The organism is Corallococcus sp. AB018 (genome assembly GCF_003986945.1).
Classification (GTDB): Bacteria; Myxococcota; Myxococcia; order Myxococcales; family Myxococcaceae; genus Corallococcus; species Corallococcus exiguus.
On sequence record NZ_RAWR01000029.1, the window covers coordinates 24,634 to 48,070 of the forward strand.

Below are 23,437 nucleotides of genomic sequence, written 5' to 3' on the forward strand. Positions count from 1 at the left end.
GCATGTACGACGCGACGCAGACCACTTCCGATGCCTCCCCTCACGCGAAGCTCCACGCGCAGCGCTTCGAGGGAATCAAGCGCACCTACACGGACAAGGACGTGGAGAAGCTGCGCGGCTCCATCCGCGTGAGCCACACGCTGGCGGAGATGGGCGCCCGCCGCCTCTGGGAGCTGCTCCACACGGACGAGTACATCAACGCGCTCGGCGCCCTCACCGGCAACCAGGCGGTGCAGATGGTGCGCGCGGGCCTCAAGGCCATCTACCTGTCCGGCTGGCAGGTCGCCGCGGACGCGAACTCTGCGGGCCAGATGTACCCGGACCAGAGCCTCTACCCGGTGGACTCCGTCCCCTCCGTGGTGAAGAAGATCAACAACGCCCTGCGCCGCGCGGACCAGATCGACCACGCGGAAGGCCGCAAGGACCGCAACTGGTTCGCGCCCATCATCGCGGACGCGGAGGCCGGCTTCGGCGGTCCGCTCAACGCCTATGAGCTGATGAAGGGGATGATCGAAGCGGGCGCCGCGGGCGTGCACTTCGAGGACCAGCTGGCCAGCGAGAAGAAGTGCGGCCACATGGGCGGCAAGGTGCTGGTGCCCACCAGCCACTTCGTGCGCACGCTGACCGCGGCGCGCCTGGCGGCGGACGTGATGGGCGTGTCCACGCTGCTCGTCGCCCGCACGGACGCGGACAGCGCCAAGCTCCTGATGAGCGACGCGGACGAGTACGACCACGCCTTCATCGACAAGGCGGCGGGCCGCACGGCCGAGGGCTTCTACCGCATCAAGGGCGGCCTGGAGTGCGCCATCGCGCGCGGCCTGGCCTACGCGCCGTACGCGGACCTGGTGTGGTGCGAGACCAGCACCCCGGACCTGGCGCAGGCCAAGGCCTTCGCCGAGGGCATCCACAAGAAGTTCCCCAACAAGATGCTCGCGTACAACTGCTCGCCGTCCTTCAACTGGAAGAAGAACCTGGACGACAGCACCATCGCGAAGTTCCAGCGGGAGCTGGGCGCCATGGGCTACAAGTTCCAGTTCGTCACCCTGGCGGGCTTCCACGCGCTGAACTTCTCCATGTACGAGCTGGCCCGTCAGTACAAGGACCGCGGCATGGCGGCCTACAGCGAGATGCAGCAGTCGGAGTTCGGCGCGGAGAAGAACGGCTACACCGCCACGCGCCACCAGCGCGAGGTGGGCACCGGCTACTTCGACCAGGTCGCCGAGGTGATTTCCGGCGGCAGCGCCAGCACCCTGGCCCTGCACGAGTCCACCGAGGCCCACCAGTTCTAGGCCTGGCGGATCAGGCTCGGACGCCCTGAAAAGGCACTGAAGGCCGTGGCGTTCCAGGGAAAATTCCCTGGGATTCCGCGGCCTTCGGCGTTCGCGAGGCGAAAGAGGCAACTTCCCCGGGGCTGGGGCGATAATGCAGGGAACGAACTTGAAGCCCCACAGGCACGCCTTCGGGTGCGCCGCGCAGACCGGGGCCTTTTGACGGGAGCCGCCATGAACCGCATCACGTCTCTCTCCGGTCCTCGGGTGCAGCCGACCGCGACGAACACCGCCTCCTCCGTGTCGGGCAGCCGCTTCGGCTCGCTGATGTCGGGTGCGGCCGCGCAGCCGAAGATGGGCGCGCAGCTGACGGGCGGTTCGGTGGTGTCGACGGCGCTGGCGCAGATGGGGGCCACGCCGCACGGCGGGCTGATGAACGCCTACACCGCGGGCGCCACCTCCACGCCGGTGAACGTCACGGGCAATCAGACCCAGCAGCAGCAGCAGGCCGCGGCCTCGCAGACGGGTGCGGAGCCCAAGAGCGAGGAGATGCAGGCCATCGAGGACCTGGCCGTCATGTCCGCGGTGTCCATGTCCCAGTCCATCCTGCACATGGGCGGAATGAAGCTGACCCTGGACCGCGAGTAGTCCCCGCGTTCCAAGGCCGTCCTTCACAGCATCTGCTTCACGTGAGCCCTGGGGGAGACCTCAGGGCTTTTTCTTGTCGCTGTCGTCGCTGTACTGGTCGCGGATGCCGTCGTGCCGGTTCTTCGTGTCGTTCCAGGGCTGATCCACGTCGGAGCGCTGCCCGCCGTTCTGCCCGGTGACGTCGTTGAGCTCCTCGGCGCGGCCTTCGGCGGGCACCCGGTCGCCGTGCTCCTCCGGGTCCTTCTGCTTGCTGGGGTCCAGCGGGATGCCGGCGCTCTTCTTGAGGTATTCGTCCTTGGGGTCCATGCCGTCATTCCTCCCTTGAGTCCTCAAGGTGGTGACGGAAGCGCCGTACCGGGAGCGGCCGGGCGGACAGGCCTCCCCTTCCTCAGTTGAGGTACTTCGGCTTCGCGGGCGCGGAGGGCGGCTGGGCCTTCATCATCTCCAGGCCCTGGCGGGTGAGGACGAAGCGGACGACGCCGGAGCCGCGCTCGGTCTCGATTTCGGCCTCGAAGGCGGGCCCGGCGATGCCGCCCAGGGACACGTCCTTGCGCAGGTTGTTCACGCGGCCGGAGAGCAGATCGCCGGCCACCTCTCGCGAACCCTCGCCGCGCGTGTACAGCTCGAAGGCGGCCTCGTGCAGCGTCATGGCCAGCGCCGGGGTGAGGGGCTGGGAGCTGAAGAGCACGGAGATGAGGAGCCAATAGGGCGTCTGTTCAGCCATCGCGGAGGGCAGTGTAGCGCCCGCGGCTAGCGGGCGCGCGGCTGTCTGCGAGCGGCGATGCCTTCCGCGAGCACACCCTGCGCCCTCCAGTGGCCATACAGGCGGCCCTGGGACGCGAGGAAGTCCAGCCGCTGCCGGGTGCGCTCGTCCATGCGGCCGGGGGCTGCGTCGCGGTACGGCGTGCCGGGCAGCGGCATGAAGGTGTGGCCGTGCACACGGGCGCCCAGGTCGGACAACCGCTGCATGAGGTCCAGCGTGGCGTCCACGTCCGCGGGCTCCTCGCCGGGCAGGCCCAGGATGAAGTCCACGTTGGGCACGAAGCCGCCCTCCACCGCGAGCCGCGCGGCGCGCACCACGGTCTCCACGTCGTGGCCGCGCCGGGTGGCCTGGAGGATGCGCTCGGAGCCGGACTGACCGCCGATGATGAGGTTGTCGTTGGCCACGTAGCGCTTGAGCAGCGCCAGGGACTCCGGCGTGACGTGCTCCGGGCGCACCTCCGAGGGGAAGGTGCCGTAGTAGATGCGCCCGTCAGGGGCCATGGCCTCCGTCACGGCGGCGAGCAGTTCCTCCACTGCGGCCAGGTTCACGGTCTCGTTGGGGGTGCCGTAGGACAGGGACGTGGGGGTGATGAAGCGCAGGTCGCGCCGTCCCGCGCGGCGCAGCTCGCGGGCCCAGTGGGCGATGTTGGCCACGGTGCGGTGCCGGAAGCGCGCCTTGGACATGAAGGGCGTCTGGCAGAAGCGGCAGGCGTAGATGCAGCCGCGGGTGATTTCGATGGCGCCGAACTTCACGTTCTTCGCGGCGAACGGAGGGAAGTCGTCCAGGCGCACGCCCTCGCCGTGGCCGTGCTGCACGAGCTTGCCGTCCTTGAGGTGCGCGGTGCCGTGCGTGGTGCGTGGGTCCTCGCCCTTGAGGACGCGGGACAGCAGGGCGCGCAGGATGTGTTCGCCCTCGCCCACGGCGATGAGGTCGAAGCCGGCCTGGAGTGTCTGGAGCGTTTCGGCGGTGGCGTGCACCCCGCCCGCGATGCAGAGGACGTCGCGGCCCTCCAGCCGTTCGCGCACCCAGTTCAGCTCCTCCACGGAGGGGCCAAAGCTGGCGGAGTAGAAGGACCACGCGGCGACGACGGTGTCGCCCGCGTCCGCGCGCTCGCGCACGGTGGTCAGCAGGTCCTCGCGGTTGCGAGGGAAGTGCATCGACACGTCCGCGAGCGCGGGGTCCGCCTCCACGGCGCCGGCGAGCACGGTGAAGGCGTACTTGCCGGGGTACTGGTAGCTCAGGACGAGCGAGACCTTGCGAGGCGTCTGCGACATGACGACCGCGGATGATGCCACAGCGCGGTCAGAGGAAGCGGCGCTCCCACTGCCGGACCTCGGCTTCGGGGAAGAGGCCCCATTCGCCCTGGTGCACGTAGAGCCAGGGTTCCAGCACGCGGGCCAGCTCGCGGTACGCGGGCAGTGTGTCACCGGCCTCCAGGTCCCCAGCTTCGGGGACGGGGCCCAGGGACACCACGGCGCGGTCCGGGGACAGGGATTCGACCTTGGTTGAAGGTGAGTGCAACCGGGACCGAAGTGCTTCCGCTCCGCCCAGCTCGTTGAGCACGGGCGGGCCCAGGAAGTTGAGCCACGCGGGGGGGCGGAGCTTCGTGCCCAGGTACAGGGACAGGCTGCCCAACCGGTTCAGGTCGAAGCCCGGGTGACGCCGGGTCACTTCACGCAGGCGCGACGTAAGGGTCCGGGGCCAGGCGCCCACTTCAAGCGAGAGCCCAGCGTGCCCTGAGCTCCATGGCAGCTCACTCCCCAGGTCGATGGCGAATGAGCGGATCCACTCCGGCCCGCGTTCGTCCAGGAACTCGATGGGCAGCCTGAACTCCAGAGCGCAGGTACTCTCCCGCTCCTCATTCTCGAAGCCAGCCACCGCTTTGCTCCGCCCCTGGTATTTGAAAGCGACGCCGGTCACGGAGTCGGGGCGCTCGATCAGCTCGACCAGTGCAGAGGTTGCCAGCAGCCGCTGCCGGACGACAGCCTCGCCTGCGGCGTCCACCGGCTGCCAGTCCCCCGAGGAGTCCACGTACCAGCCAGGCTGGCGCGGGCTGATGGCCTGACGGTAACGCTCCAGTGCTCGCAACACGGCCGGGGCCATCAACTCGTGGGGCTGCCGCATGTAGAACGCGATGCTGAGCCCCTCCCGCACAAGGGCCACCCACTGGCCGTCGATGTCGATGTCTTCACGAATCCTTGGGACTCGCCCGCTCATGGCGTAACTCCAAAGTTGGGAGACACCAGCTGGGGTGCCCCCTCACTCTTGAGTATCTGCTGATAGATCTCGCCCTGATCCTTTGAAGCGAAGGGGTGCCCGTCAGGATAGGGATCCCATCTAGGAAAGTTGCCTACCGGGCACGGGAACTTGAAGTCGTAGACGGCTTGGACATTCAGCGGGTTCCCCAAGGCGTGCAGCACCACATCCGGCGCGATGGTCCCCGTCAGCAGGAAGAACTGTCCTGCGGCCAGCCAGCGCGCCACCTCCTCCGGATCCAACCAACGCGTCCGGCCCGTCTTCGTATCGCGCAGGTAGCGCGGCTCCAGGCTGAACCGTCCCGCGTCCGTGCCGCCCAGTTCCTGCTGCACGCACGCCAGAGCCGCCTCGTGCTTCGCATTCCCCAATTGCACGGCGCGCGTCATCTCACGGCCGTTCGCGTCCACCACCCTCTCCTCACAGATCGCGCGAGTCGTCCGCCCTCCGGGCCCCAACATCCGTTCGTTCACGTCGAAGTTCGCCCGCTTCGCGCACTCCACCAGCACGCGCTCCACGCGGGCCACCTCCGCCGCTTCCCACAGGCGCATCACCGCCGCGGCCTGACCTGCCCGGGCCGCCGCGCGGGTCAGCCACGGCAGGATGGCGTCCTGTCCCACCTGGGCGGCGCACGCCGAATTGCGCAGACCCCCCGCCGTCGCGGAGTCCACCGCTATCTGGGAGTAGCTCCGGTGCCTGCGCATCTCCGGGCCCGCGCACGCGGTCCACAGCAAGAGGCAGCACAGCCACCACATCCAACGGGGAGGAGTCATGCCGAGCCTCCTCGCATGGATGCGCGGGCTCCTTCAACCCGACTCCCGCCCCGGACACACCGGAGCGGGAGGGTCCTTCACCTACGGATTCAGCTCCGGCGACGGCGAGCCCACATCAGGCCCAGCAGGCCCAGCAGCGAGAACGCGGCCAACGAACCACCGCTCGCGGAGCAGCCGCCGTGGAAGTTGGCGTCGCCCTCGCTCTCGTCCAGCGGAGACGGCTTCACGCCCGTGTTCGTGCCCGCGTCCACGGAAGTGCCCGCGTCCACCACGGGGTCCGGATCCACGGGCGAGCCCGCATCCACCACCGGATCCGGATCCACCGGGCTGCCCGCGTCGAACACCGGGTCCGGGTCCTGCGGCGAGCCCGCGTCCACGGTCGTGCCCGCGTCCACCGGCGTGCCGGCATCGACCACGGGGTCCGGATCCGGCTGCACCACCGGGAACACGTCCGCGCGGGTCGTCGCCTGGATCATGCCGTCGTGGTAGACGACGCCCACCGGCTTGATGGTGTCGTCCCGGTACAGGCCCAGCTTCAGGTAGTTGTTCTGGCCAGCGAACATCGTCTTGGCCTGGGTCTTCTTCAGCACCTGGACGCCGTTGTGCCACAGCTCCACGTAGCCCACGGACGCGTCCGGGGACCACTTCACGTGGAAGATGAACTCCTGCCACGCGCCGCGCTTGAGCGCCGTGCTCCACACCGTGCCGCTGTCGTTCAGCGTCAGGCGGATGACCTCGCCCTTCACGAAGAACTCCACCGGCGGCGACCCGCAGCACCCGTCGTGGTGCCACTGCGTGAAGAGCTGCCACGCGTCCACGCTGGGGAAGTCGTTCGCGAACATCACCTTCCAGCGGTACCAGTACTCCGAGCCCACCTTCTCGTTGCTCAGATAGACGAGCTCGTTGCGGTTGCCGCTGGAGTTGATGGGATCATCGCCCTGCTTCACCGTGGCCTTGAGCGCGTACTTGCCCTCCGACACCGGGCTCGTCACCACCTGGAGCCGGTCCGAACTCACCATCTGTTCCTTGCTGTATTGGGAACGGTTTCCCGTCTCGAAATCGCCCCGCCAGACGATTTCCGCCGCAGCGAGGCTCGGGAGCAGAACAACCACGAGCCAGAGGTGCAGTGCTTTCAATGCTGAATCCTTGGGGGAGGGGGAAGACTGGGTGCTTTGATGTCAAACTTCGACAAAGGTTGGCAGCAATCATTCCCTGTCTTCATTCCCTCGCCAAACCATTCCCAGACGCCTGACAACACAGCATGCAACCAGGCAGGCCCTCTCCTGGATTGAGACATGTTTCACGTCGGGGGCGGGCCGCCCGTACCCACCGAGCGGACGGCGGAGCGATGTCCTGAACGCAACGCGTCATTGACAGGGGAGCATCCAGGGGGCTGACGGGACGGGGGCGTGGTGTAAGGTCACGGGCCCTTCCGGCGCTCCCTTCCCGGGGCGCTCATCCGTGTGCCCCATGCTCGTACTGCGAGACGTCCAGAAAACCGATTTGCCCGGCCTGAAGCGTCTTGCCGCGGTGCTGAACACGGTCAACCTGCCGAACAACGAAGAGACGCTCGAGGCCATCATCGACAAGTCGGTGAAGAGCTTCGCCGGCAAGGTGAAGGACCCGTTCGAGCGCGAGTACCTCTTCGTGCTGGAGGACGTGCGCAACAGCCTCATCATCGGCACGTCGATGATCATCGCCCAGCACGGCACGTACGACGCGCCACACATCTACTATGAGGTGAGCGAGCGCGAGCACTACTCGGCCTCGCTGGAGCGGCACCTGCGGCACAAGGTGCTGTCCATCGCGTACAACTACGAGGGCCCCACGGAGATTGGCGGCCTGGTGGTGGACCCGCCCTACCGCGCGACGCCGGACAAGCCCGGCAAGCAGCTGTCCTTCGTGCGCTTCCTCTTCATCTCCATGCACCGGCGGCTGTTCCGGCCGCGCGTGCTGGCGGAGCTCCTGCCGCCGCTGCTCCCGGACGGGCGCAGCCTCCTGTGGGAGGCCTGCGGGAAGAAGTTCACCGGGCTCACCTACCTGGAGGCCGACCGGCTGAGCCGCCAGAACAAGGAGTTCATCAAGGAGCTGTTCCCCGCGTCGGACATCTACGCGTCGCTCTTCCCGGACCGCGTGCAGAAGGTGCTGGGCGAAGTGGGCCCGGCCACGCGCGGCGTGCAGCGGATGCTGGAGCGGGTGGGCTTCCGGTACGTGGAGCGCATCGACCCGTTCGACGGCGGACCGCACTTCGAAGCGAATACGGAGGACATCTCCCTGGTGCGCCGCTACCGCACGATGAAGCTGGCGGAAGAGGACTTCGAATTGGTGGGAGACGACGTGCTGGTCGCCGTCGAGCGCGAATCCGGCCGCAACCGCTTCCGCTCCGTGCGCTGCCAGGCCCGGCTGGACAACACCGTCATCCACCTGCCCGCTCGCGCCAAGGAGATCCTGGAAGTGAAGCCCGGCGCGAAGCTGTCCGTCATTCCGTTCGAGTAGCGCGCACCACGCGGAAGGCTCCGCGCAGAAGCGACAGCCAGCGCTCCCCGGCCTCCAGGGCGGGGCCCTCTGGCGGCACCAGCGCCAGCGCCAGGTGCGTGTCCGGGCGCACGGGGTCCAGGGACGTGGGGTCCAAATCCAGCGTCCCGCCGCCCCGCAGCGCCACCCGCACCCAGGCGTGCGGCCGGGCGGGGCCGCCGTCCACCACCAACAGCCCGTGCACCAGCCCCACCCGCTGGCCCTTCTCGCGCGCCAGGGACGCGTAGCGCAGGGCGTGGGCCAGGCAGCCTCCGGCCTCGCCCTCCCCGCCCCGGTTCCAGTCCGCCTCCGAGGGCCCCTTGTCCGGGAAGGCGGCGTGCACCTTCGCGGACAGGGCCCGCGCCGCCGCGGACGTCCACTCCGTCATGCCCTCAAGGCGCCGGGGGACGGCCGGCGCGCGTGGCCCGTCCCTCCGAGCCGGGACGAGCGCCAGGGACCCCGGGGCGTCTCCCTCCACCGGCAGGCCGTCCGAGAAGAGCTCCGGTGGCGGCTTCAGCCGTTCCCCGGGGGTGGCCCGGGTAAAGCGCGAGTCCCCCAACTCCAGCACCTGGAGCCAGCCCTCCCGGTCATAGGTGGCCCGGAAGGCAACCCCCAGCATCGTGCCCTCGGCGCGCGTGGGGCCGCGGGACGTGACGCAGTGAGGACCGATGCGCGTGGGGGAGGACAACTCCTCACGGGCCTCCACGCACCCTTCGGGCGGAGGGCCCCGCCATACCCAGAGCGCCTGGGGCATCACGTCGCGCTCGCGGTCGGTGTCCGTGATGTGCCCCCTGCCGTCCACGTGGATGACGGCCGAGCGCCCCAGCACGCCCGCACGGCCCGAGCGCAGGTGCAGGTGCTCGCTGTCATACGTGAAGCTCCCCGGCTCCAGCGTCAGGGTGACCGTACCCACCGGCACGCCGCGCCACGCGAAGATGAACCGGGCCCGCGACGCCTCCGTGCGGACCGGCGCCGGGTTTCCGGCCTCGGGGCCCGTGCTGGCGGGGTTTACAGGGAGCGCCAGCATGGCGATGGCGATGAGGGCCTTCATGTCTCATGAAGCATGCGTCGAAATTGGGACCGGCGCGAGAAGGCGGGTTAGCGTCCACCCCGTCCATGGGCGCCAAACGATACCTCTTCTCGTTCGGGCTGGTGGCAGCCCTGGTCTCCGCACTCATCCTGGGCTTCGTGTTGTTCTGGGTGACGGGCAAGCCGGATGACACGGCTGGGTGGGCGGTGCTGCTGCTCGGCGTGCCGTTCCTCTGGCTCATCGGCAGCTACCTGTCGTGGTTCCGCTTCGCGGCCATGCGGCGGCGCGAGCGGCGCGACCTGATGTCCCGGCTGGCGGAAGGCGACCTCACCACGCCCATCCACACCGGCTTCGAGGGCCAGGAGGACCTGCGCCGCCTCATCCTGTCCCTGCGCCGGGCCATGTCCCAGGTGCAGCGCGTGACGAGCAACCTGCACCGCACCGGCAACGGCGTGAGCGAGCAGGCCCGCATGCTGCTGGAGGCCGCGCGCCGTCAGGGAGGCGCCGTGGAGCGCACGCTCACCGCAGTGGGCGGCAACGGCACCAGCCTCCAGGTGGCCATCAAGCGCGTGCAGCACATTGAAACCTTCGCGCACGAGACGACGGGCGCCCTGCTGGAGATGACCGAGCGGCTGCACCAGGTGGTGGACGGACTGGAGACCGTCAACGACTTCAGCCAGCGCACCAGCGGTCTCACCCAGGCGATGACGGAGCGGCTGACCCACATCGCCGCGTCCGGCGACGAGCTGGGCCGCTTCGCTTCGGAGGCGGAGGACTTCGTCGCGCTGGTGGAGGGCGGCATCGACGCCGTGCGCCGCCGCGCCACGGAGACCAACAGCATGGCCATCGCCGTCACCGCCACCGCCCAGCGCGGCGAGGCGCTGGTGGGCGACAGCGTGCAGGGCATGTACCGGGTGGAGGAGACGGTGCGCAAGGCGGCCGAGCTGATGGAGATGCTCGGCACGCGGTCGCTGGAGATTGGCCGCATCGTGGACGTCATCCAGGAGATCGCCGACCAGACGAACCTCCTGGCCCTCAACGCCGCCATCATCGCCGCGCAGGCGGGCGAGCACGGCCGTCCCTTCGGCGTGGTGGCCAACGAAATCCGCAGCCTCGCCGAGCGCACCACCCGCTCCACGCGCGAGATTGGCACCATGGTCACCGGCATCCGCGACGCGGTGGAGACCGCCGTGGCGCTGGTGCAGGAGGGCCGCGAGCAGGCCACCGCGGGCGTGGCCCTGGGCGACCGCGCCTCCGAGGCCCTGAGCGAGATCCGCTCCATCACCCAGCGCACCTTCGCCGCCGTGGAGGCCACGGTGATGGAGACGCAGCGGCTGGAGGCGCAGGGCGCCACCGTCGTGGAGGCCAGCAAGCGCGTGGCCCGGCGCGTGGAGGACATCACGCGCATGGCCATCGAACAGTCCGGCAACGCGCGGGACCTGGTGCGCCAGATTCAGGAGATGTCGCGCGTGGGCCAGAGCGCCGGCCAGAAGGCCGAGGCCCAGGCTCGCACCGGCCGCGACCTGTCCGAAGCGGTGATGCGCCTGAGCGCGGCCATCGAGGAACTTCGCGCCGCGCACCAGGTGCTCACCCGGGGCGACGCGTCCATCCGTGAGGAAGTCGCGCAGGTGCGCGAGGACGCGCGCCGGGTCATCCGCATTGGCGACGGGTTGGACCGCACGGTGGACCAGCTGGGCCACGAGACGGCGAGCCTGGAGGCGGAGGTGTTCCGCTTCCAGCTGCCCCGGGCCCGCGTGGGCGGCACGCTGAGGGTGGGCCTGCATCAGTCGGGCTCGCTGCGCGCGCGGCAGACGGTGGATCCGCTGTTCGCCGTGGAGAACCAGATGGCGGAGCTGACGGCGTGCCTCTTCTCCTGCCTGGTGCGGCTGGAGGACGGCATGCTGGTGCCCGACCTGGCCGAGCGCTGGGACGCGGATCCTTCCGCTCGCCGCTACCGCTTCTACCTGCGCCGGGGCGTCACCTTCCACGACGGCGCCCTGCTCACCGCGCAGGACGTGAAGCGCCACCTGGAGCGGCTGATGGATCCGGCGCTGCGCTCGCCAGACCGCAGCCTGCTGGAGGACGTGGAGGGCGCGCGCGAGTACGCCAGCGGAATGGCTCGCGAGGTGACGGGCATCGAGGTCCTGGACGAAGGCACGCTGGAGATTCGCCTGCGCGAGCCCAAGGCGTTCTTCCTCCAGCTCATGGCGCTGACCGCCACGGCGGTGGCGAAGCTGGACCCGACGGGGAAGCTGGTGGGCACGGGGCCGTTCCGCGTCGTGGGCATGCAGGCGGACCGGATGGTGCTGGAGCGCAACGCCACCTACTGGCGCGGCGGGCTTCCGCTGCTGGACCGGTTGGAGTTCGTCCTCACGGAGACGCGTCCGCAGGCGGTGCGGCAGTTGTTGGACGGGCAGGTGGACCTCGTGTCGTTCCTGCACGTGGAGCACACGGAGGCGCATGGGCTGGACGCGCATCAGGTGGTGACCAGCACCACGCCCTCCACGGCGTTCCTGGGCCTCAACCTGAACGAGGCGCCGTACAACGACGTGCGCGTGCGGCGGGCGCTGCGCGCGGGCATGGACATCCCGAGCGTGGTGGAGCAGTTCCACCCGGGCGCGCGCGCGGCCCGCACCTTCACGCCGCCGGAGCTGCTGGACGGGGCACAGGAGCTGGGGCCCACGCCGGTGCCGGACCTGACGCTGGCGGAGCGCCTCCTGCGCGAAGCGGGCGTGCGGCGGTTGCAGCTCACCCTGCACCACGCGGTGGGCCGCGACACGTCCGCCGAGGACGCGGTGCTCTTCCGTCCGCTGATCCAGGCGGGGCTGCTGGAGCTGCGCCACGAGCAGATGCCGCCGGAGGAGTACCTGGCGCGCCTGCGCGAGGGGAAGGTCCCGGCGTTCCGCACGCTGTGGCTGGCGGACTTCCCGGACCCCGACGCCTTCCTGCACTTCCTGCTCAACTCCAGCGCGCAGACGGTGTACCCGCTGGGCTACCGCAACCCGGAGCTGGACCGGCTCACGGCGGAGGCGCGCGTGTCCATCGACCCGGAGCTGCGCTCGCAGCTCTACAAGCGCGCGGAGATGCTGGCGCGCGAGGACTGCCCGCTCATCCCGCTGTACCACGACCGCACGCACGCGGTGGCGGTGGCCTCCGTGCAGAACCTGCGGCTGCACCAGACACCGCCGCAGGTGCGCTTCGAGGACCTCTGGGTGGACCCGGCCGCGGGCGGTTAGGGCACGGCGCGGCGTGTGCCTGCGGGGCTGCCATTGCGCTGGGGCCAGCCTCGGGATTCGGCGCGTCCGCCGAGAGGATAGGACTCCAGCATCCAGACGCCGTCACGGCGCAGGGCCACGTGCAGCAGGTCTCCGGCGAACACCGCGCCCGCCACCTCCACGCGGCCTGGCAGCGAGCACTGATTGAGCTTGTTGCCGAAGGCGATCCATTCGAGCCACGCCTGGCGCTGACCGTTCGGCAGCTCCGCGTCCGCGAGCACGCCCACGGTGTTCTGCTCCAGCAGCGCGGCTTCGTGGAATGCACCAGGCAGCAGCGGCGAGGGCAACACGTCCACCTCCGAGAGGAACTGGCCGTCGTCGGAGCTGAAGGAGCGCAGCACCGTGCGCAGCTCCGCGCCGGTGCAGGGAGTTCCGTCCGTGTGGTCGCACGCGAACGCGAACGCATGCCCGGTCGCGCCTCCGGGGGACATGAGCACGGGCTCGGCCAGGGGCGACAGCGTGCGTGTGCCCGCGTCCCAATCCAGCGCGGTGAGCACACCTCCATCCGTGTCCACGAAGGCCTGCGTGCCTACGAGCAACCGTCCCGATGCGAGCGCCAGTGACGACGCTCCACCTGGGACACTTGCATCGAGCGGTTCGAGGCTCAGTGATGCGATGCCTCCGTCCTCGAGCGCATCACCGAACGCCATGAGTGTCCCGCCGTCCGTGACCGGAGCAGCCGGTGCCTGGTCCGTGAAGGCCAGTCGGCCATCCCACGGCGTGTAGAGGTACGCGCCGCGCGCGTCGTCCACGGCGAGCCTCGCCGCTCCGCCGCCGTCCTCCTCCGGCCCCATCGCCAGCGGCACGCCCGCGTCCGCGCTCAGCAACACCAGCCGGGAGCGCAGCGGCTCCGTGCCCGCGTCGTCGCTCCACGTCACGTACGTCAGCACGTCCCCTTCCTTCGTGAGCGCCACCCTGCCCGCTCCCGTTGTGCCGGGCACGACCTCCGGGGTTCCTCCATCCAGCGCCGCATCGGCGAACGCCAGCGACGTGCGCCAGCGCAGCTCGCCCACGCCTCGCGGCGCGTATGCCTCCAGCGCTTCCGGCGCGAGCACCACCACGCCCGCGTCCGACGCCGCGAGCAGCGTCCTCGCGCCCTCGTCCTCATAGGGCGACTCGTAGCGCAGCAGTCCGCTCTCCGTGTACGCGGCGAGCCAGCAGCCCGCGTCCTCACCGCACACCGACGCGTAGACCGTCCCATCGTCCACCAGCAGCACCGGTCCGCCGTCCTCCGCGACGGGCATCCCGCCCAGCTCCGCGCTGAAGATGGACTCCAGGTCTCCCGCGTCCGGGCGCATGCACTCGCCCGCGCTGCATTTGCCTTCATCCTGGCATGGCGTGGCCGGCGCGCAGACGAAGCCGTCCGGCGGCGTCACCGACCGGCATGTGCCGCCAAGGCAGACCCGCGCCGCCTTGCAGCTCACCGCGCCGCAGGGGCTGAAGTCCGCCACGTCCACCTCCTTGCAGCCCGAGTTGCGGTCGCATACGCCCACCTTGCAGGGGTTGCTCGGCACCGGGCACGCGACGTTCGCCGTCACGCAGCCCTGCGTTGGCGAACAACTGTCCACCGTGCACGGGTTGTCGTCATTGCACGTGCGCGGCTGCCCCGCGCAGACGCCCGCCTGGCAGCGGCCGTTCTCCTGACAGCGGCTGCTGGGGATGCATGACGCTCCGTCCGCCTGCGGGGACTCGATGCACAGGCCGGAGTCCAGGTCGAAGCGCGAGTCATGGCACTCGCTCCGCGGGATGCACGCCAGCGGACGCACGCCCACGCCGGTGAGCTTCACCTTCGCCGTGGTGCGCCCCGCGGTGAGCACCAGCTCCCCCTCCACCGGCGTGCTGCCCGCGGAGAACAGGATGTCCACGGTGCCCGTGCCGCTGCCCGCCACGACAATCTGGGACACGACGACGAAGAAGGGCGCGTCCGTCACCGCGTCCACCGTGACGCCCGCGCGGCCGGTGGCCACCAGCGTCAGTGAACGGCGCACCTGCGTGCCCTCCAGCACCCGGCCGAAGTCCACGACCTCGACCTGCGACCGGAAGCTGGCGCTCGCACCGCCCACGTTGGGGTCGTCGCCACAGCGGCAGCCTCCCACCAGGGCGAGCAACAGGAGCAGCCACCAGCGAGCACGGATGCGGGACATGCCCCCGACTCAACCGCGCCACCCCGGGCCCGCGCAACGTGCGCCCCACCCTGGCGGGTCGTCCCCGCACATTTTCATGCCCGACCGGGCTCGCTACGGTTCCACGGCCGACTCACGCCGTCGCGTCAGCGCCCGCACACCGAACGCCAGCGCCGCCACCACGAGCAGCCCGATGACCGCGTACTGGTAGCGCGACACCAGCACCGTCAGCCGCTCCAGGTTGCCGCCCACCGCCATGCCCAGCGCCAGGATGAGTCCGCTGTGCGCCAGCGCGGAGATGGAGCCCAGCACCAGCGCGTTGAAGCGCGGCATGCGCGCCGCTCCCGCCGCGATGAAGATGACGCCCCGGATGCCCGGCAGGAACCGGTTCACCAGCAGCAGCCACGGCCCCGCGTGCCGCATCCGCGCCTGCACCTGCTCCAGCCGCGCGTGCGTGAGCCCGAAGAAGGAGCGCCCCGGCTGCTCCTCGAAGCGCTTCGCCAGCCACTGGCCCACCGCGTAGTTGATGAACGCGCCCACCACGCTGCCCGCCGTCACCACCGCGAGCACCAGCCACCACGGCTTCACCCCGCGCACGGCGTAGACGCCGCCCATGAGCACGATGGTGTCCCCAGGGAACGGCGGCACCACGTACTCCAGCATCGCCGCCACGCCGAGCACCAGGAACCCGAACGGCCCCAGCGCCCCAATCAGCTTGTCGACGTGCTCGATCCACATCCGTGCGGTGCCCTCCAGACCCGGAAGCCCTCCGCGCGAGACTTAAGTCGTCTCCCCTCCCGGCGGAACCCGTGGTCTCCACCAGCCGCGCGGCGGTGAACATGCGCGGAAGCGGACGTCAGGCCTGCCGGGGCGAAGCCGCGGGCGTCGGAAGCACCGTGCCGCCGTACTGGCTCGCCGCCAGCGTGCCGCACGCCGCGCCAATCTCCTTGCCGCCCGAATAGCGCCGCGCGATGGGCGCCTTCAGAATCTGCAGGTGGTCCCGGAACGCGCTCAACTCCTCCGCCGTGGGCGGCAGGTACTTGCCCGTCGGATCCGTCACGTCGATGAGGTCCACCTTGATGGGGATGCCCTCGAACGCCGCCTTCAGCGCCTCCGCGTCCTCGCGCTCCAGGTTGAAGCCCTGGATGGCCACGTAGGCAATCATCGCCCGCTCGCGCCGCGCCTCGCTGTACTCGCGGATGGCTTGAATCAACTCCGGCAGCGGGTGCGTCTTCTCGATGGGGAGCACCTTCGCGCGCTTCTCCGGGATGGCGCTCGTCACGCTGAACGCCAGGCGGAACGGGTGCCCTTCCTTCGTATAGCGGCGAATCGCGGGCACGTGCCCCGCCGTGGAGAACGTGATGGCCGTGCCGGAGATGGAGAACCCCGCCGGGTGCGACAGGATCTGCGCCGCGCGGATGGTCTCCTTGTAGTTCAGCAGCGGCTCGCCCATCCCCATGAACACCACGCCGCCCACGCGCCGGTCCGCCTCCGCGCGCACCTGCATCACCTGATCCAGGATCTCCCAGGTCTGGAGATTCCGCTGGAAGCCCAGCTTGCCCGTCATGCAGAAGTCGCACGCCAGCGCACAGCCCACCTGGCTGGACACACAGACGACGTACTTCTCCTCGAAGATGGGGATGCGCACCGCCTCGATGCGGCCGCCCAGCGGCGACTCGAAGAGGTACTTCACGAAGCCGTCTTCCGCCTGCCGCCGCTCCACAACCTTGAGGGACGGCATCTCCGCCTGGGCGCGGAGCAGGTCCGCGACCCTGCGCGGCACCTGGGGCGCCAGCGCGACGGCATCCACCGTGGGACGGGCGTGGGCGAAGACGCCCGCGAACACCTTGCGCACCGCGGTCGCGGACGGCTGGGCCGGCGCGAGCGCTGCTTCCAGCTCCGGCAGCGACAGTTGTTTCAGGTTCACGAGCAGGACTTGATCTTCGAGCGCAGGAACTCGGTCAGCTTCGCTGACACTTCCCGAGGCATCTTCAGCGCCATGGCGCGCTTGCACAGGCCGGGAGTCGCCCGATAGGTGCTGAGGAATTCCTCGCAGGGCTTACAGCCCGACAGGTGCTCCTGCAGGTGCCGCGCCTCCTCCTCGGGCATTTCGCCCTCAAGGAACTCAAGCAGGAGGTTGATGGAATCTTTGCAGGTATACATCCGAACCTCGGCTGGCTGCGGCTCCCCTCGTTCCTGTTCGAAGATGCCGAGGCGCCCTGGGGGTTTCACACCCCGCGATTGTCCCGGTTGTAGAACAGGTCGATGGCTTCTCGCAGCGCGAGCCGTGCCCGGTGCAGGCGGCTCTTGATGGCGGGGATGGAATCCCCCGTCACCTCTGCGATCTGTTCGTAGCTGAGGCCATCCACGTCTTTCAAGAGGAAGACTTCCCGGTAGCCCTCCGGCAACCGGTCGGCCGCCTGCTGGATGGCCTGCCCCAGCTCCGCGTCCAGCGCCTTCTCCTCGGCGTCCCGGCTCCAGTCCGAGACGGGGTAGTCCGCCAGGGTGCCCCGCTCCGTGAATTCAGGGGTCTGGAGCTCGGACTCGGCCGCCTGGGCCACCCGCCGGTGACGCAGGCGCATGAGGGCGTGGTTGGCCGCGATGCGGTGCACCCAGGACCCGAAGGCCGCCTCGCCCCGGAAGTCCTTCAGGTGTTGGTAGGCGGACAGGAAGGTGTCCTGGGTGATTTCCGCCGCGTCCGCTTCCGAGCGCGTCATCCGCAGCGCCAGGCCGTACACCCGGTCCTGGTGCAGGCCCACGAGGGCCTCGAAGGCGGACACGTCACCGTCCTGGGCCCGCATCAGGAGCCGCCGGTCTTCTTCCTGCCGGTCTTCTTCCTGGGGAGCCTCGTGGGACATGACGTTTCCCACCCAACCAGTCGAAAGGTTCCGCGTCAAGGCCGACGGCGAGGCCGCCGGGAGACGAAGCGGCTGACGTGTCCACTGTCCCGGTCCCACAGCCGGAAGGGTTCAGCGGCCCACGCCCCGGCGTACTCCACGCCAATACGAGGCCCCCGCTCCACCCGCGCGTCCGGCACCGGCGTCCCCAGCGACAGGTACAGCCCCTCCGAGTCCAGCTTCAGGCCGTTATGGTTCAGGTTCACCCCCATCACCCGGCACAGCTTCCCCGGCCCGTCCGTCCGCTCGCCGGGCGGGATGCCCTCCACCGGCTCCACACCCCGCACCAGCACCGCCGCGGCCACCCCGGGCGCGTCCGTCACCACGTTGAAGCAGTGGTGCATTCCATAGATGAGGTAGACGTACGAGCGCCCCGCCGGCCCGAACATCACCTCCGTGCGCGACGTGCGGCCCTTGGACGAATGACACGCCAGGTCGTGCTCGCCCAGGTAGGCCTCCACCTCCACGATGCGGCCCACGCGCCGGCCCCGGACGCCGTCCACCACCAGCAGGGTGCCCAGCAGGTCGCGCGCTACCTCCAGGGTGGGCCGCGCGTAGAAGGACAGAGGAAGGGGGCTCATGGGCGAGGGGCTTGTCCGGGCGCGGAGGATGATGGCGGAAGGCCTCATGCACAACCCTCCGAAGGGGCTGGTTTCCTTCCGCCGGCCCTGTGCGGATCCAGGCCCGACTGTTGCGTTTCAAACCATCCCTGAAGTACGAATCCACCGACACGCTCAGCGAAACGGGGAGCCATCCCCCTCGCGGGCATCGGGCCTTGGAGAGGGGCGAGCCAGTCCTGGAAGCGCCAAGCCACCCGACCCATCGGGCGTCCCCGGCCGCTTCCTGCCCCCTGGGGATACCGCCCCCCCACCGCAAAGGACTCCCCGCAACCATGAAACAGGCGAACCTCCTCCTCGCGACCCTCCTCTCGCTAGGCTTCGGCGACGCGCTCGCGGCGACGCCGGCCCCCAAGGTCGAACCCGCCGCTCCAGCGGAGGCCGTGCCCTCCGGCGCGCCGACCTGGTGCGACGGCGTGACGGAGAAGCTCTCCTCCACGCCCGACTCCCTCGAGCTGGCGTCGGGGTACTTCAACGGGATGACGCTGGGGGAGATGCGCGACCTGGTGCTCTACAGCTGCGAGAGCCCTGGCGACGAAGGGCGCCGCGCGTGGGTCCAGGCGGTGCGGCAGAGCCTGAGCAACCAGCATGGCCTCACGCTCGCCGACAACGAGCGGCTGATGAAGCTGGCCGCGAAGACGTATGGACAGGGCGGGCGCTACCAGGCGCCCAGCATGAATGACAACCCCGTCTGCCAGAAGCTGGCCCCCATCACGACCGGCCCCGAGAACCTGCGCCTGATTCGCTCGCTCGAGCGCATCGGCGTGGGCTGCGGCGACTGGAACACGCAGGAGAATCGCTCGGTGCTCGGCTCGCAGCATCGCCGCGAGGAGCCCGCGGTCTGGGTGGTTGACTACGAGGGTGGCTTCGACAGCGAGCTCGCGAAGGCCGTCTTCGTGAAGTCCCAGATGACCAACTTCCGCGCCCTGGGCGAGTCCACGCGAAAGGACCTGCGCTACTACCGCAACTGGGTCAACGCGTCCGGCGTCACCCTGGATGACGCGGCGTTCCGGCGGCAGCTCGCGGCCATGGACCTGCCCGAGGAGGCGGAGATGCGGGCGGTGCTGACCTTCCGCGGCGCCATGGCGGAGTTCGCGGAGCGCCAGCGCTTCATCGAGGACGCCGCGAAGAAGGACAAGGCGGTGGCCGCCATGTTCTTCAAGGGCCCCGAGGCCGCCCGCGCGCAGTGGGCCAGGGAGGCCGCCGCGAACAAGGCCGTCTTCGAGTCGGTGCTGGCCCTGGAGGCGAAGCGGACGGACACGCCCGGAGGGATGACCGGCTGCGCCAGTCAATTGTTCCCGGCCTTCCAGGGCTGGGCGCGAGACCACGCCAAGGCGAACCCCTCCACCTCCGTGCAGGAGATGACGATGGGGGGCTATCTCGGCTCCTCGCTCGCGTACGGCCTCACCCTGTGTGGCCTCAACGACAAGGAGGCGCCCGTGATGGAGCGGGTCTTCGAGTACTACCTGAGTCGGACCCTGGTGCAGCGCGGTCCCATCTCCGCCTCGGTCCAGGGCATGGTCAATGGCGCCAACGAGAGCCGCGGCACGAGCGGCCTCACGGACCTGGCGAGCCCCGCCGTGCAGCTCCCGAGCCTGGGGATGAGCGTGCACACCGAGGACTCGCCGATGGACCCGACCCGGCTGCCCAGCGGCGTCGTGGCGAAGGTGACGCCCAAGGGAAACCAGGTGCTCATCACGTTCAAGAAGGAGACGCGCAAGGAGCCGGTGTACGAGTGCTTCGACACGAAGGAGATCTGGTACGTCACGCCCGGAGGCAACGTGCGGTACCGGAGGGCCTGCAAGAAGGTGAGTGATCAGACGGTGACCGGGGCTCCCGCGCCGCTCACCGTGCCGCGCTTCGCTGCCGGGGGCATCAAGCCGGGCAACCTGATGCGGTTCTGGAAGTACACCAACGGCGAGAGCGCAGGCAGCGGCTGGCCGGTGGAGGTGTTCGCCGACGGCAGCCGCAAGCGCCGGGTGAACCTGCTCGGCGCACAGCTCTGAGGCGTTCGCGCCACCCCGTCCTGAGTCCCTGGCGGGGTGGTGCTTCGAGCAGTACCGCGAGGTGGACAGAGCCCCCCAGGAGACGAGCAGAGAAGCCCCCTCCATGACCGAAGAGACCGACTCCACGCCCAACGGTGTCCCTCCCGCCTGCACGCCGAAGGAGGCGCCGCTGTTCGTTGGCCCGGAGGGTGTGTTCGGGCTCTTCGCCGGGTACTTCCCGTTCCTGTACGGCCTCGTCCCCCTCATCGGCCTGCTCGAAGGGAACGTGAGCGCCGGGGAGCTCGCCCTGGGCTGCGTCGCGCTCGGGGTCGGCGGGTACGGCATCGTCTGGGATCGCAAACGGGTCCGTCGTTCGAAGCGATTGCGCGCCGCCATCGACGCCGCCATCCCGGACGAAGACCGCATCGCGGAGGACCAGGTTCTGCCCACGCTCGCCCGCGCCTTCTCGGGGGCTGTCGTGCCAGCGACGCCGCAAGGCCTGATGGACTCGCTCCGAAATCCGGAACAGGGGCGCGCGCCCGAGCGCCACGAGCGAGTGTGCGTCACCAGGGATGGCGTCGAGCTCACCATCTACTTCAAGAGCTTCCAGGCCTCATCCGGCGAGTTCGATGACCGGGGGCCTGGGATGATTCATCTCCTGGCCTACTGGCGGGTCCAGGCCCGGGTCGCGACGGAAGTGGAGTTCCGCCTGTCGCCGCGCGAGATGGCGGAACCGTTCTCCTTTCGCTGGGACCCGGTCTGGGAGCCCGGCCCGCGAACGTTCGAGGCGCTCTTCCAAGTCGAGGACCCCTCGGGATGGGTGCGGACGCAGCTCCCCGCGGAGGTCCGCGCGCTGCTGCTCCAACGAACGGCGTTCGTCGTGCGGTGCACCCACGGCCGCGTGGAGTGCATGTGGCCCCAGACCGTCGTCGGCGTGACGCGCTCCCGCTTCGAGGACGCCGCGCGCATCGTCTCCATGATTGCGCGCCAGTTGGGGGCCGACACGGCCAGCCAGCGCGACGTGGGGACATGACACACCCGGTCACGCCCCAGCGAGTCCGGGGCGGGGCTCACGGCAGGGGGGACGCCGCCGAGGTCGGCCTGGACTTCGCCCCCCTTCCGAAAGGCGCCGCGCCCCGTCCAACTTTCACCAGACAACCTCCGCGAGCCAGACAAGCAGGCACGGGTGAACACCCGGGCGACGGCAGTTCACACCGGCCCGGGGCTGGGGCAGATTGTGCCGCACCATGTCCACTCCTGGCCGGCTCTCCGGTCTCCTGCTGCCCCTCTTCTCCCTGCGTTCGCGAACGGACTTCGGCATCGGTGACTTCGGTGCCATGGACGGCCTCTTCTCCTGGATGAAGGCCGCGCGTCAGCGCATGCTGATGGTGCTGCCGCTGCTCCCCACCGCGCCCGGCGACCCCAGCCCGTACGCCACGCGGTCCGCGTTCGGTCTCAACCCGCTGTTCATCGACCTGGACCAGGTGCCGGAGTTCCAGGCCACCGGCGGCGAGGGCTCGCTCAGCGACGCGCAGAAGCAGCAGCTGGCGGAGGCCCGCGCCGCGGCGCGCGTGCGCTACGACCTGGTGTTCCCGCTGAAGGACGCCGCGTTCGCGCGCGCCTTCGACCACTTCGAGAAGCACGAGTGGGCCCCGCGCACGCCGCGCGCCCAGGAGTTCCAGAAGTGGCGCGAGGCGCAGGGCGAGTGGCTGGAGAGCTACGCCCTCTTCACCGCCATCAGCGAGAAGGAAGACCGCCGTCCCTGGTGGCAGTGGCCCGAAGGGCTGCGCACGCGCCAGCCGGACGCGCTGCTCGCCATCCAGAAGGAAGGCATGGAGCGCCGCGTGCGCTACCACGCCTGGCTCCAGTGGCTGGCCGAAGCGCAGTGGAACCAGGTCCGCGCGCAGGCGAAGGCGAAGGACGTGCTGCTGTGCGGGGATGAGCCCTTCATCATCGGCCAGGACAGCTCCGACTGCTGGGCCCACCCGGACATCCTGCGCCGCGACGCGCGCCTGGGCGTGCCTCCGGACGACTTCTCCGCCACGGGCCAGGACTGGGGCCTGCCCTACTTCGACTTCGCCGCGATGGAGAAGGACGACTACGCGTGGCTGAAGAAGCGCGCGGCCAAGGCGGCCAGCTACTACGACCTGCGCCGCGTGGACCACGCGGTGGGCTACTTCCGCCAGTGGATCCGCGACGAGAAGAACCCCACCGGCTACTTCGTCCCCGGGGACGAGCCCACCTGGCGCCGCCAGGGTGAGAAGCACTTCCGGCTCCTGTCGGAGGGCGCGGGCATCGTCGCCGAGGACCTGGGCGTGATTCCCCCGTTCGTGCGTCAAATCCTCGCGGACCTGAAGCTGCCCGGCTACCGGGTGCTGCGCTGGGAGCGCGACGACAACACCTACCGCGACCCGCACCAGTTCCCCGTCGTGTCGCTGGTCACCACCGGCACGCACGACACGGAGCCGCAGGCGGAGTGGTGGGAGCAGGCGCGCGACGACGAGCGCCAGAACGCCGCGCGCGCGTGGCCTGAGTTCCAGGGCGTGGCGGTGACGCGCGAGTTCACCCCGGACATCCACCGCGCCACGCTGGCCGCCGCGCTCAACGCGGGCTCGGACCTGTGCGTGCTGCCGTGGCAGGACGTGCTGGGCACCCGCGACCGCATCAACCTGCCCGGCACCATGGGCGACGCCAACTGGGCCTACCGCATCGCGCAGGACACGGATGCGCTGCTCACGGAGCCGCAGACGAAGGACGCCGCGGAGCGCCTGGCGTGGCTCACCGCCTCGTCGCGCCGGTAGCCTGAAGCATCCGCCCCCGGGGACCGCTGCCCCGGGGTTCGAGGACGACGGCCGCCTACTGCTGGCCGTTTTCCTCGATGCACTTCACCTGGCCAGGGAAGCCGTCGAACACGGCGCAGCGGCGGCCCGCCTTCGCGCACTCCAACCGGTCGCAGATGTTGTCCACGACGCACAGGGGCGGCGAGCGGCCGAACTCCAGGAACAGCTCCGCGCAGAAGCGGAGCGGATCCGCGCATCCGACCGAGCCACAGTAGGGCGTGTCGGCGAGGTTCTCTCCCTCCTTGAGTTGGACCACTTCGTCTTCGCTCACGCCGCAGCCGGTGACCAGCACCAGCGTGGCCGACAGCAAGAGTGCGATTCGCCGGACCATAGGGACCCGAATCTGACGCACCCCGGGCCCGGTTGCACGCGCCACGGCGGGGCGCGGGGGCTGGCGGACACTGACCCCGTCCCCGAGGTCGCGGAATGCGACATTCGCCGCACAAAGAAA

Annotated in this window: 21 protein-coding genes; 7 read left to right on the forward strand and 14 right to left on the reverse strand. The window is 69.8% G+C overall.

The features are described from left to right. Positions 1-2 precede the first annotated feature (2 nt). Both aceA and D7Y11_RS08865 read left to right on the forward strand, forming a co-directional pair. The gene (gene aceA, locus D7Y11_RS08860; RefSeq protein WP_120575296.1) at positions 3-1,289 is read left to right on the forward strand and encodes an isocitrate lyase; all 1,287 of its coding nucleotides are present in this window, start codon (positions 3-5) and stop codon (positions 1,287-1,289) included. 213 nt (positions 1,290-1,502) lie between these two features. Then, positions 1,503-1,916 (forward strand): hypothetical protein, encoded by a 414-nt coding sequence (locus D7Y11_RS08865; protein WP_120575297.1) that lies wholly within the window; start codon positions 1,503-1,505, stop codon positions 1,914-1,916. A gap of 60 nt (positions 1,917-1,976) precedes the next feature. Here the strand turns inward: D7Y11_RS08865 and D7Y11_RS08870 are convergent, their stop codons facing one another. The 6 genes from D7Y11_RS08870 to D7Y11_RS08895 form a co-directional block, all read right to left on the reverse strand. Further along, positions 1,977-2,222 (reverse strand): hypothetical protein, encoded by a 246-nt coding sequence (locus tag D7Y11_RS08870; protein WP_120575298.1) that lies wholly within the window; start codon positions 2,220-2,222, stop codon positions 1,977-1,979. An 82-nt stretch (positions 2,223-2,304) separates the two neighbouring features. After that, positions 2,305-2,640 (reverse strand): hypothetical protein, encoded by a 336-nt coding sequence (locus tag D7Y11_RS08875; protein ID WP_120575299.1) that lies wholly within the window; start codon positions 2,638-2,640, stop codon positions 2,305-2,307. A gap of 26 nt (positions 2,641-2,666) precedes the next feature. Next, positions 2,667-3,953 carry a TIGR04013 family B12-binding domain/radical SAM domain-containing protein gene (locus tag D7Y11_RS08880; RefSeq protein ID WP_126933478.1) on the reverse strand — a complete coding sequence of 429 codons (1,287 nt, stop codon included), beginning with the start codon at positions 3,951-3,953 and terminating at the stop codon, positions 2,667-2,669. Between the two features lie 28 nt (positions 3,954-3,981). Then, complete coding sequence (locus tag D7Y11_RS08885) at positions 3,982-4,896, reverse strand: type VI immunity family protein (protein WP_169819625.1); 915 nt, start codon at positions 4,894-4,896, stop codon at positions 3,982-3,984. Continuing rightward, on the reverse strand, positions 4,893-5,705 hold the full coding sequence (locus D7Y11_RS08890) for a hypothetical protein (protein ID WP_121752640.1): 813 nt from the start codon (positions 5,703-5,705) through the stop codon (positions 4,893-4,895). The genes D7Y11_RS08885 and D7Y11_RS08890 overlap by 4 nt, the downstream gene beginning before the upstream one ends. 89 nt (positions 5,706-5,794) lie before the next feature. Next, complete coding sequence (locus tag D7Y11_RS08895; protein ID WP_306770427.1) at positions 5,795-6,724, reverse strand: polysaccharide lyase; 930 nt, start codon at positions 6,722-6,724, stop codon at positions 5,795-5,797. Between the two features lie 451 nt (positions 6,725-7,175). Here D7Y11_RS08895 and D7Y11_RS08900 point away from each other — a divergent pair, with 451 nt between their 5' ends. After that, the gene (locus D7Y11_RS08900; protein ID WP_120575303.1) at positions 7,176-8,201 is read left to right on the forward strand and encodes an arginine N-succinyltransferase; all 1,026 of its coding nucleotides are present in this window, start codon (positions 7,176-7,178) and stop codon (positions 8,199-8,201) included. Here D7Y11_RS08900 and D7Y11_RS08905 read toward each other — a convergent pair. After that, a complete protein-coding gene (locus tag D7Y11_RS08905) occupies positions 8,185-9,270 on the reverse strand; it encodes a lasso peptide biosynthesis protein (RefSeq protein ID WP_126933480.1) in 1,086 nt (361 codons plus the stop codon). The genes D7Y11_RS08900 and D7Y11_RS08905 overlap by 17 nt on opposite strands. 65 nt (positions 9,271-9,335) lie before the next feature. Between D7Y11_RS08905 and D7Y11_RS08910 the strand changes: the two genes are divergently transcribed. Next, on the forward strand, positions 9,336-12,485 hold the full coding sequence (locus D7Y11_RS08910; RefSeq protein ID WP_120575305.1) for an ABC transporter substrate-binding protein: 3,150 nt from the start codon (positions 9,336-9,338) through the stop codon (positions 12,483-12,485). Here the strand turns inward: D7Y11_RS08910 and D7Y11_RS08915 are convergent. The 6 genes from D7Y11_RS08915 to D7Y11_RS08940 all read right to left on the reverse strand — a co-directional run bounded on the left by D7Y11_RS08915 (position 12,482) and on the right by D7Y11_RS08940 (position 18,125). Beyond that, positions 12,482-14,668, reverse strand: coding sequence for a hypothetical protein (locus tag D7Y11_RS08915; RefSeq protein ID WP_126933481.1), 2,187 nt, complete (start codon positions 14,666-14,668; stop codon positions 12,482-12,484). The genes D7Y11_RS08910 and D7Y11_RS08915 overlap by 4 nt on opposite strands. A gap of 93 nt (positions 14,669-14,761) precedes the next feature. After that, a complete protein-coding gene (locus D7Y11_RS08920) occupies positions 14,762-15,385 on the reverse strand; it encodes a DedA family protein (protein WP_120575307.1) in 624 nt (207 codons plus the stop codon). 118 nt (positions 15,386-15,503) lie between these two features. Further along, complete coding sequence (locus D7Y11_RS08925; protein ID WP_120575308.1) at positions 15,504-16,574, reverse strand: radical SAM protein; 1,071 nt, start codon at positions 16,572-16,574, stop codon at positions 15,504-15,506. Then, complete coding sequence (locus D7Y11_RS08930) at positions 16,571-16,810, reverse strand: anti-sigma factor (protein WP_014399836.1); 240 nt, start codon at positions 16,808-16,810, stop codon at positions 16,571-16,573. Before D7Y11_RS08930 ends, D7Y11_RS08925 begins: the two co-directional genes overlap by 4 nt. Positions 16,811-16,875: 65 nt before the next feature. Continuing rightward, positions 16,876-17,505 carry an RNA polymerase sigma factor gene (locus D7Y11_RS08935; RefSeq protein ID WP_120575309.1) on the reverse strand — a complete coding sequence of 210 codons (630 nt, stop codon included), beginning with the start codon at positions 17,503-17,505 and terminating at the stop codon, positions 16,876-16,878. A gap of 35 nt (positions 17,506-17,540) precedes the next feature. Then, entirely contained in the window at positions 17,541-18,125 is a 585-nt protein-coding gene (locus D7Y11_RS08940; protein WP_126933482.1) for a DNA-3-methyladenine glycosylase, read from the reverse strand. Positions 18,126-18,436: 311 nt separating this feature from the next. Here D7Y11_RS08940 and D7Y11_RS08945 point away from each other — a divergent pair, with 311 nt between their 5' ends. The 3 genes from D7Y11_RS08945 (at position 18,437) to D7Y11_RS08955 (ending at position 22,947) form a co-directional block, all read left to right on the forward strand. Then, complete coding sequence (locus D7Y11_RS08945) at positions 18,437-20,167, forward strand: hypothetical protein (protein ID WP_121752635.1); 1,731 nt, start codon at positions 18,437-18,439, stop codon at positions 20,165-20,167. A 103-nt stretch (positions 20,168-20,270) separates the two neighbouring features. Continuing rightward, positions 20,271-21,179, forward strand: coding sequence for a hypothetical protein (locus D7Y11_RS08950; RefSeq protein ID WP_120575311.1), 909 nt, complete (start codon positions 20,271-20,273; stop codon positions 21,177-21,179). A 214-nt stretch (positions 21,180-21,393) separates the two neighbouring features. After that, entirely contained in the window at positions 21,394-22,947 is a 1,554-nt protein-coding gene (locus D7Y11_RS08955) for a 4-alpha-glucanotransferase (protein ID WP_121752634.1), read from the forward strand. A 55-nt stretch (positions 22,948-23,002) separates the two neighbouring features. On the opposite strand, the gene D7Y11_RS08960 is transcribed toward D7Y11_RS08955, so the two are convergent. Then, positions 23,003-23,317, reverse strand: coding sequence for a hypothetical protein (locus tag D7Y11_RS08960; RefSeq protein ID WP_126933483.1), 315 nt, complete (start codon positions 23,315-23,317; stop codon positions 23,003-23,005). Positions 23,318-23,437 lie beyond the last annotated feature (120 nt).

Coding starts and splice junctions, on each gene's coding strand:
- aceA (WP_120575296.1), top strand. CDS start 3: ATGTACGACGCGACGCAGACCACTTCCGATGCCTCCCCTCACGCGAAG.
- D7Y11_RS08865 (WP_120575297.1), top strand. CDS start 1,503: ATGAACCGCATCACGTCTCTCTCCGGTCCTCGGGTGCAGCCGACCGCG.
- D7Y11_RS08870 (WP_120575298.1), bottom strand. CDS start 2,222: ATGGACCCCAAGGACGAATACCTCAAGAAGAGCGCCGGCATCCCGCTG.
- D7Y11_RS08875 (WP_120575299.1), bottom strand. CDS start 2,640: ATGGCTGAACAGACGCCCTATTGGCTCCTCATCTCCGTGCTCTTCAGC.
- D7Y11_RS08880 (WP_126933478.1), bottom strand. CDS start 3,953: ATGTCGCAGACGCCTCGCAAGGTCTCGCTCGTCCTGAGCTACCAGTAC.
- D7Y11_RS08885 (WP_169819625.1), bottom strand. CDS start 4,896: ATGAGCGGGCGAGTCCCAAGGATTCGTGAAGACATCGACATCGACGGC.
- D7Y11_RS08890 (WP_121752640.1), bottom strand. CDS start 5,705: ATGACTCCTCCCCGTTGGATGTGGTGGCTGTGCTGCCTCTTGCTGTGG.
- D7Y11_RS08895 (WP_306770427.1), bottom strand. CDS start 6,724: ATGGTGAGTTCGGACCGGCTCCAGGTGGTGACGAGCCCGGTGTCGGAG.
- D7Y11_RS08900 (WP_120575303.1), top strand. CDS start 7,176: ATGCTCGTACTGCGAGACGTCCAGAAAACCGATTTGCCCGGCCTGAAG.
- D7Y11_RS08905 (WP_126933480.1), bottom strand. CDS start 9,270: ATGAAGGCCCTCATCGCCATCGCCATGCTGGCGCTCCCTGTAAACCCC.
- D7Y11_RS08910 (WP_120575305.1), top strand. CDS start 9,336: ATGGGCGCCAAACGATACCTCTTCTCGTTCGGGCTGGTGGCAGCCCTG.
- D7Y11_RS08915 (WP_126933481.1), bottom strand. CDS start 14,668: ATGTCCCGCATCCGTGCTCGCTGGTGGCTGCTCCTGTTGCTCGCCCTG.
- D7Y11_RS08920 (WP_120575307.1), bottom strand. CDS start 15,385: ATGTGGATCGAGCACGTCGACAAGCTGATTGGGGCGCTGGGGCCGTTC.
- D7Y11_RS08930 (WP_014399836.1), bottom strand. CDS start 16,810: ATGTATACCTGCAAAGATTCCATCAACCTCCTGCTTGAGTTCCTTGAG.
- D7Y11_RS08935 (WP_120575309.1), bottom strand. CDS start 17,505: ATGTCCCACGAGGCTCCCCAGGAAGAAGACCGGCAGGAAGAAGACCGG.
- D7Y11_RS08940 (WP_126933482.1), bottom strand. CDS start 18,125: ATGAGCCCCCTTCCTCTGTCCTTCTACGCGCGGCCCACCCTGGAGGTA.
- D7Y11_RS08945 (WP_121752635.1), top strand. CDS start 18,437: ATGAAACAGGCGAACCTCCTCCTCGCGACCCTCCTCTCGCTAGGCTTC.
- D7Y11_RS08950 (WP_120575311.1), top strand. CDS start 20,271: ATGACCGAAGAGACCGACTCCACGCCCAACGGTGTCCCTCCCGCCTGC.
- D7Y11_RS08955 (WP_121752634.1), top strand. CDS start 21,394: ATGTCCACTCCTGGCCGGCTCTCCGGTCTCCTGCTGCCCCTCTTCTCC.
- D7Y11_RS08960 (WP_126933483.1), bottom strand. CDS start 23,317: ATGGTCCGGCGAATCGCACTCTTGCTGTCGGCCACGCTGGTGCTGGTC.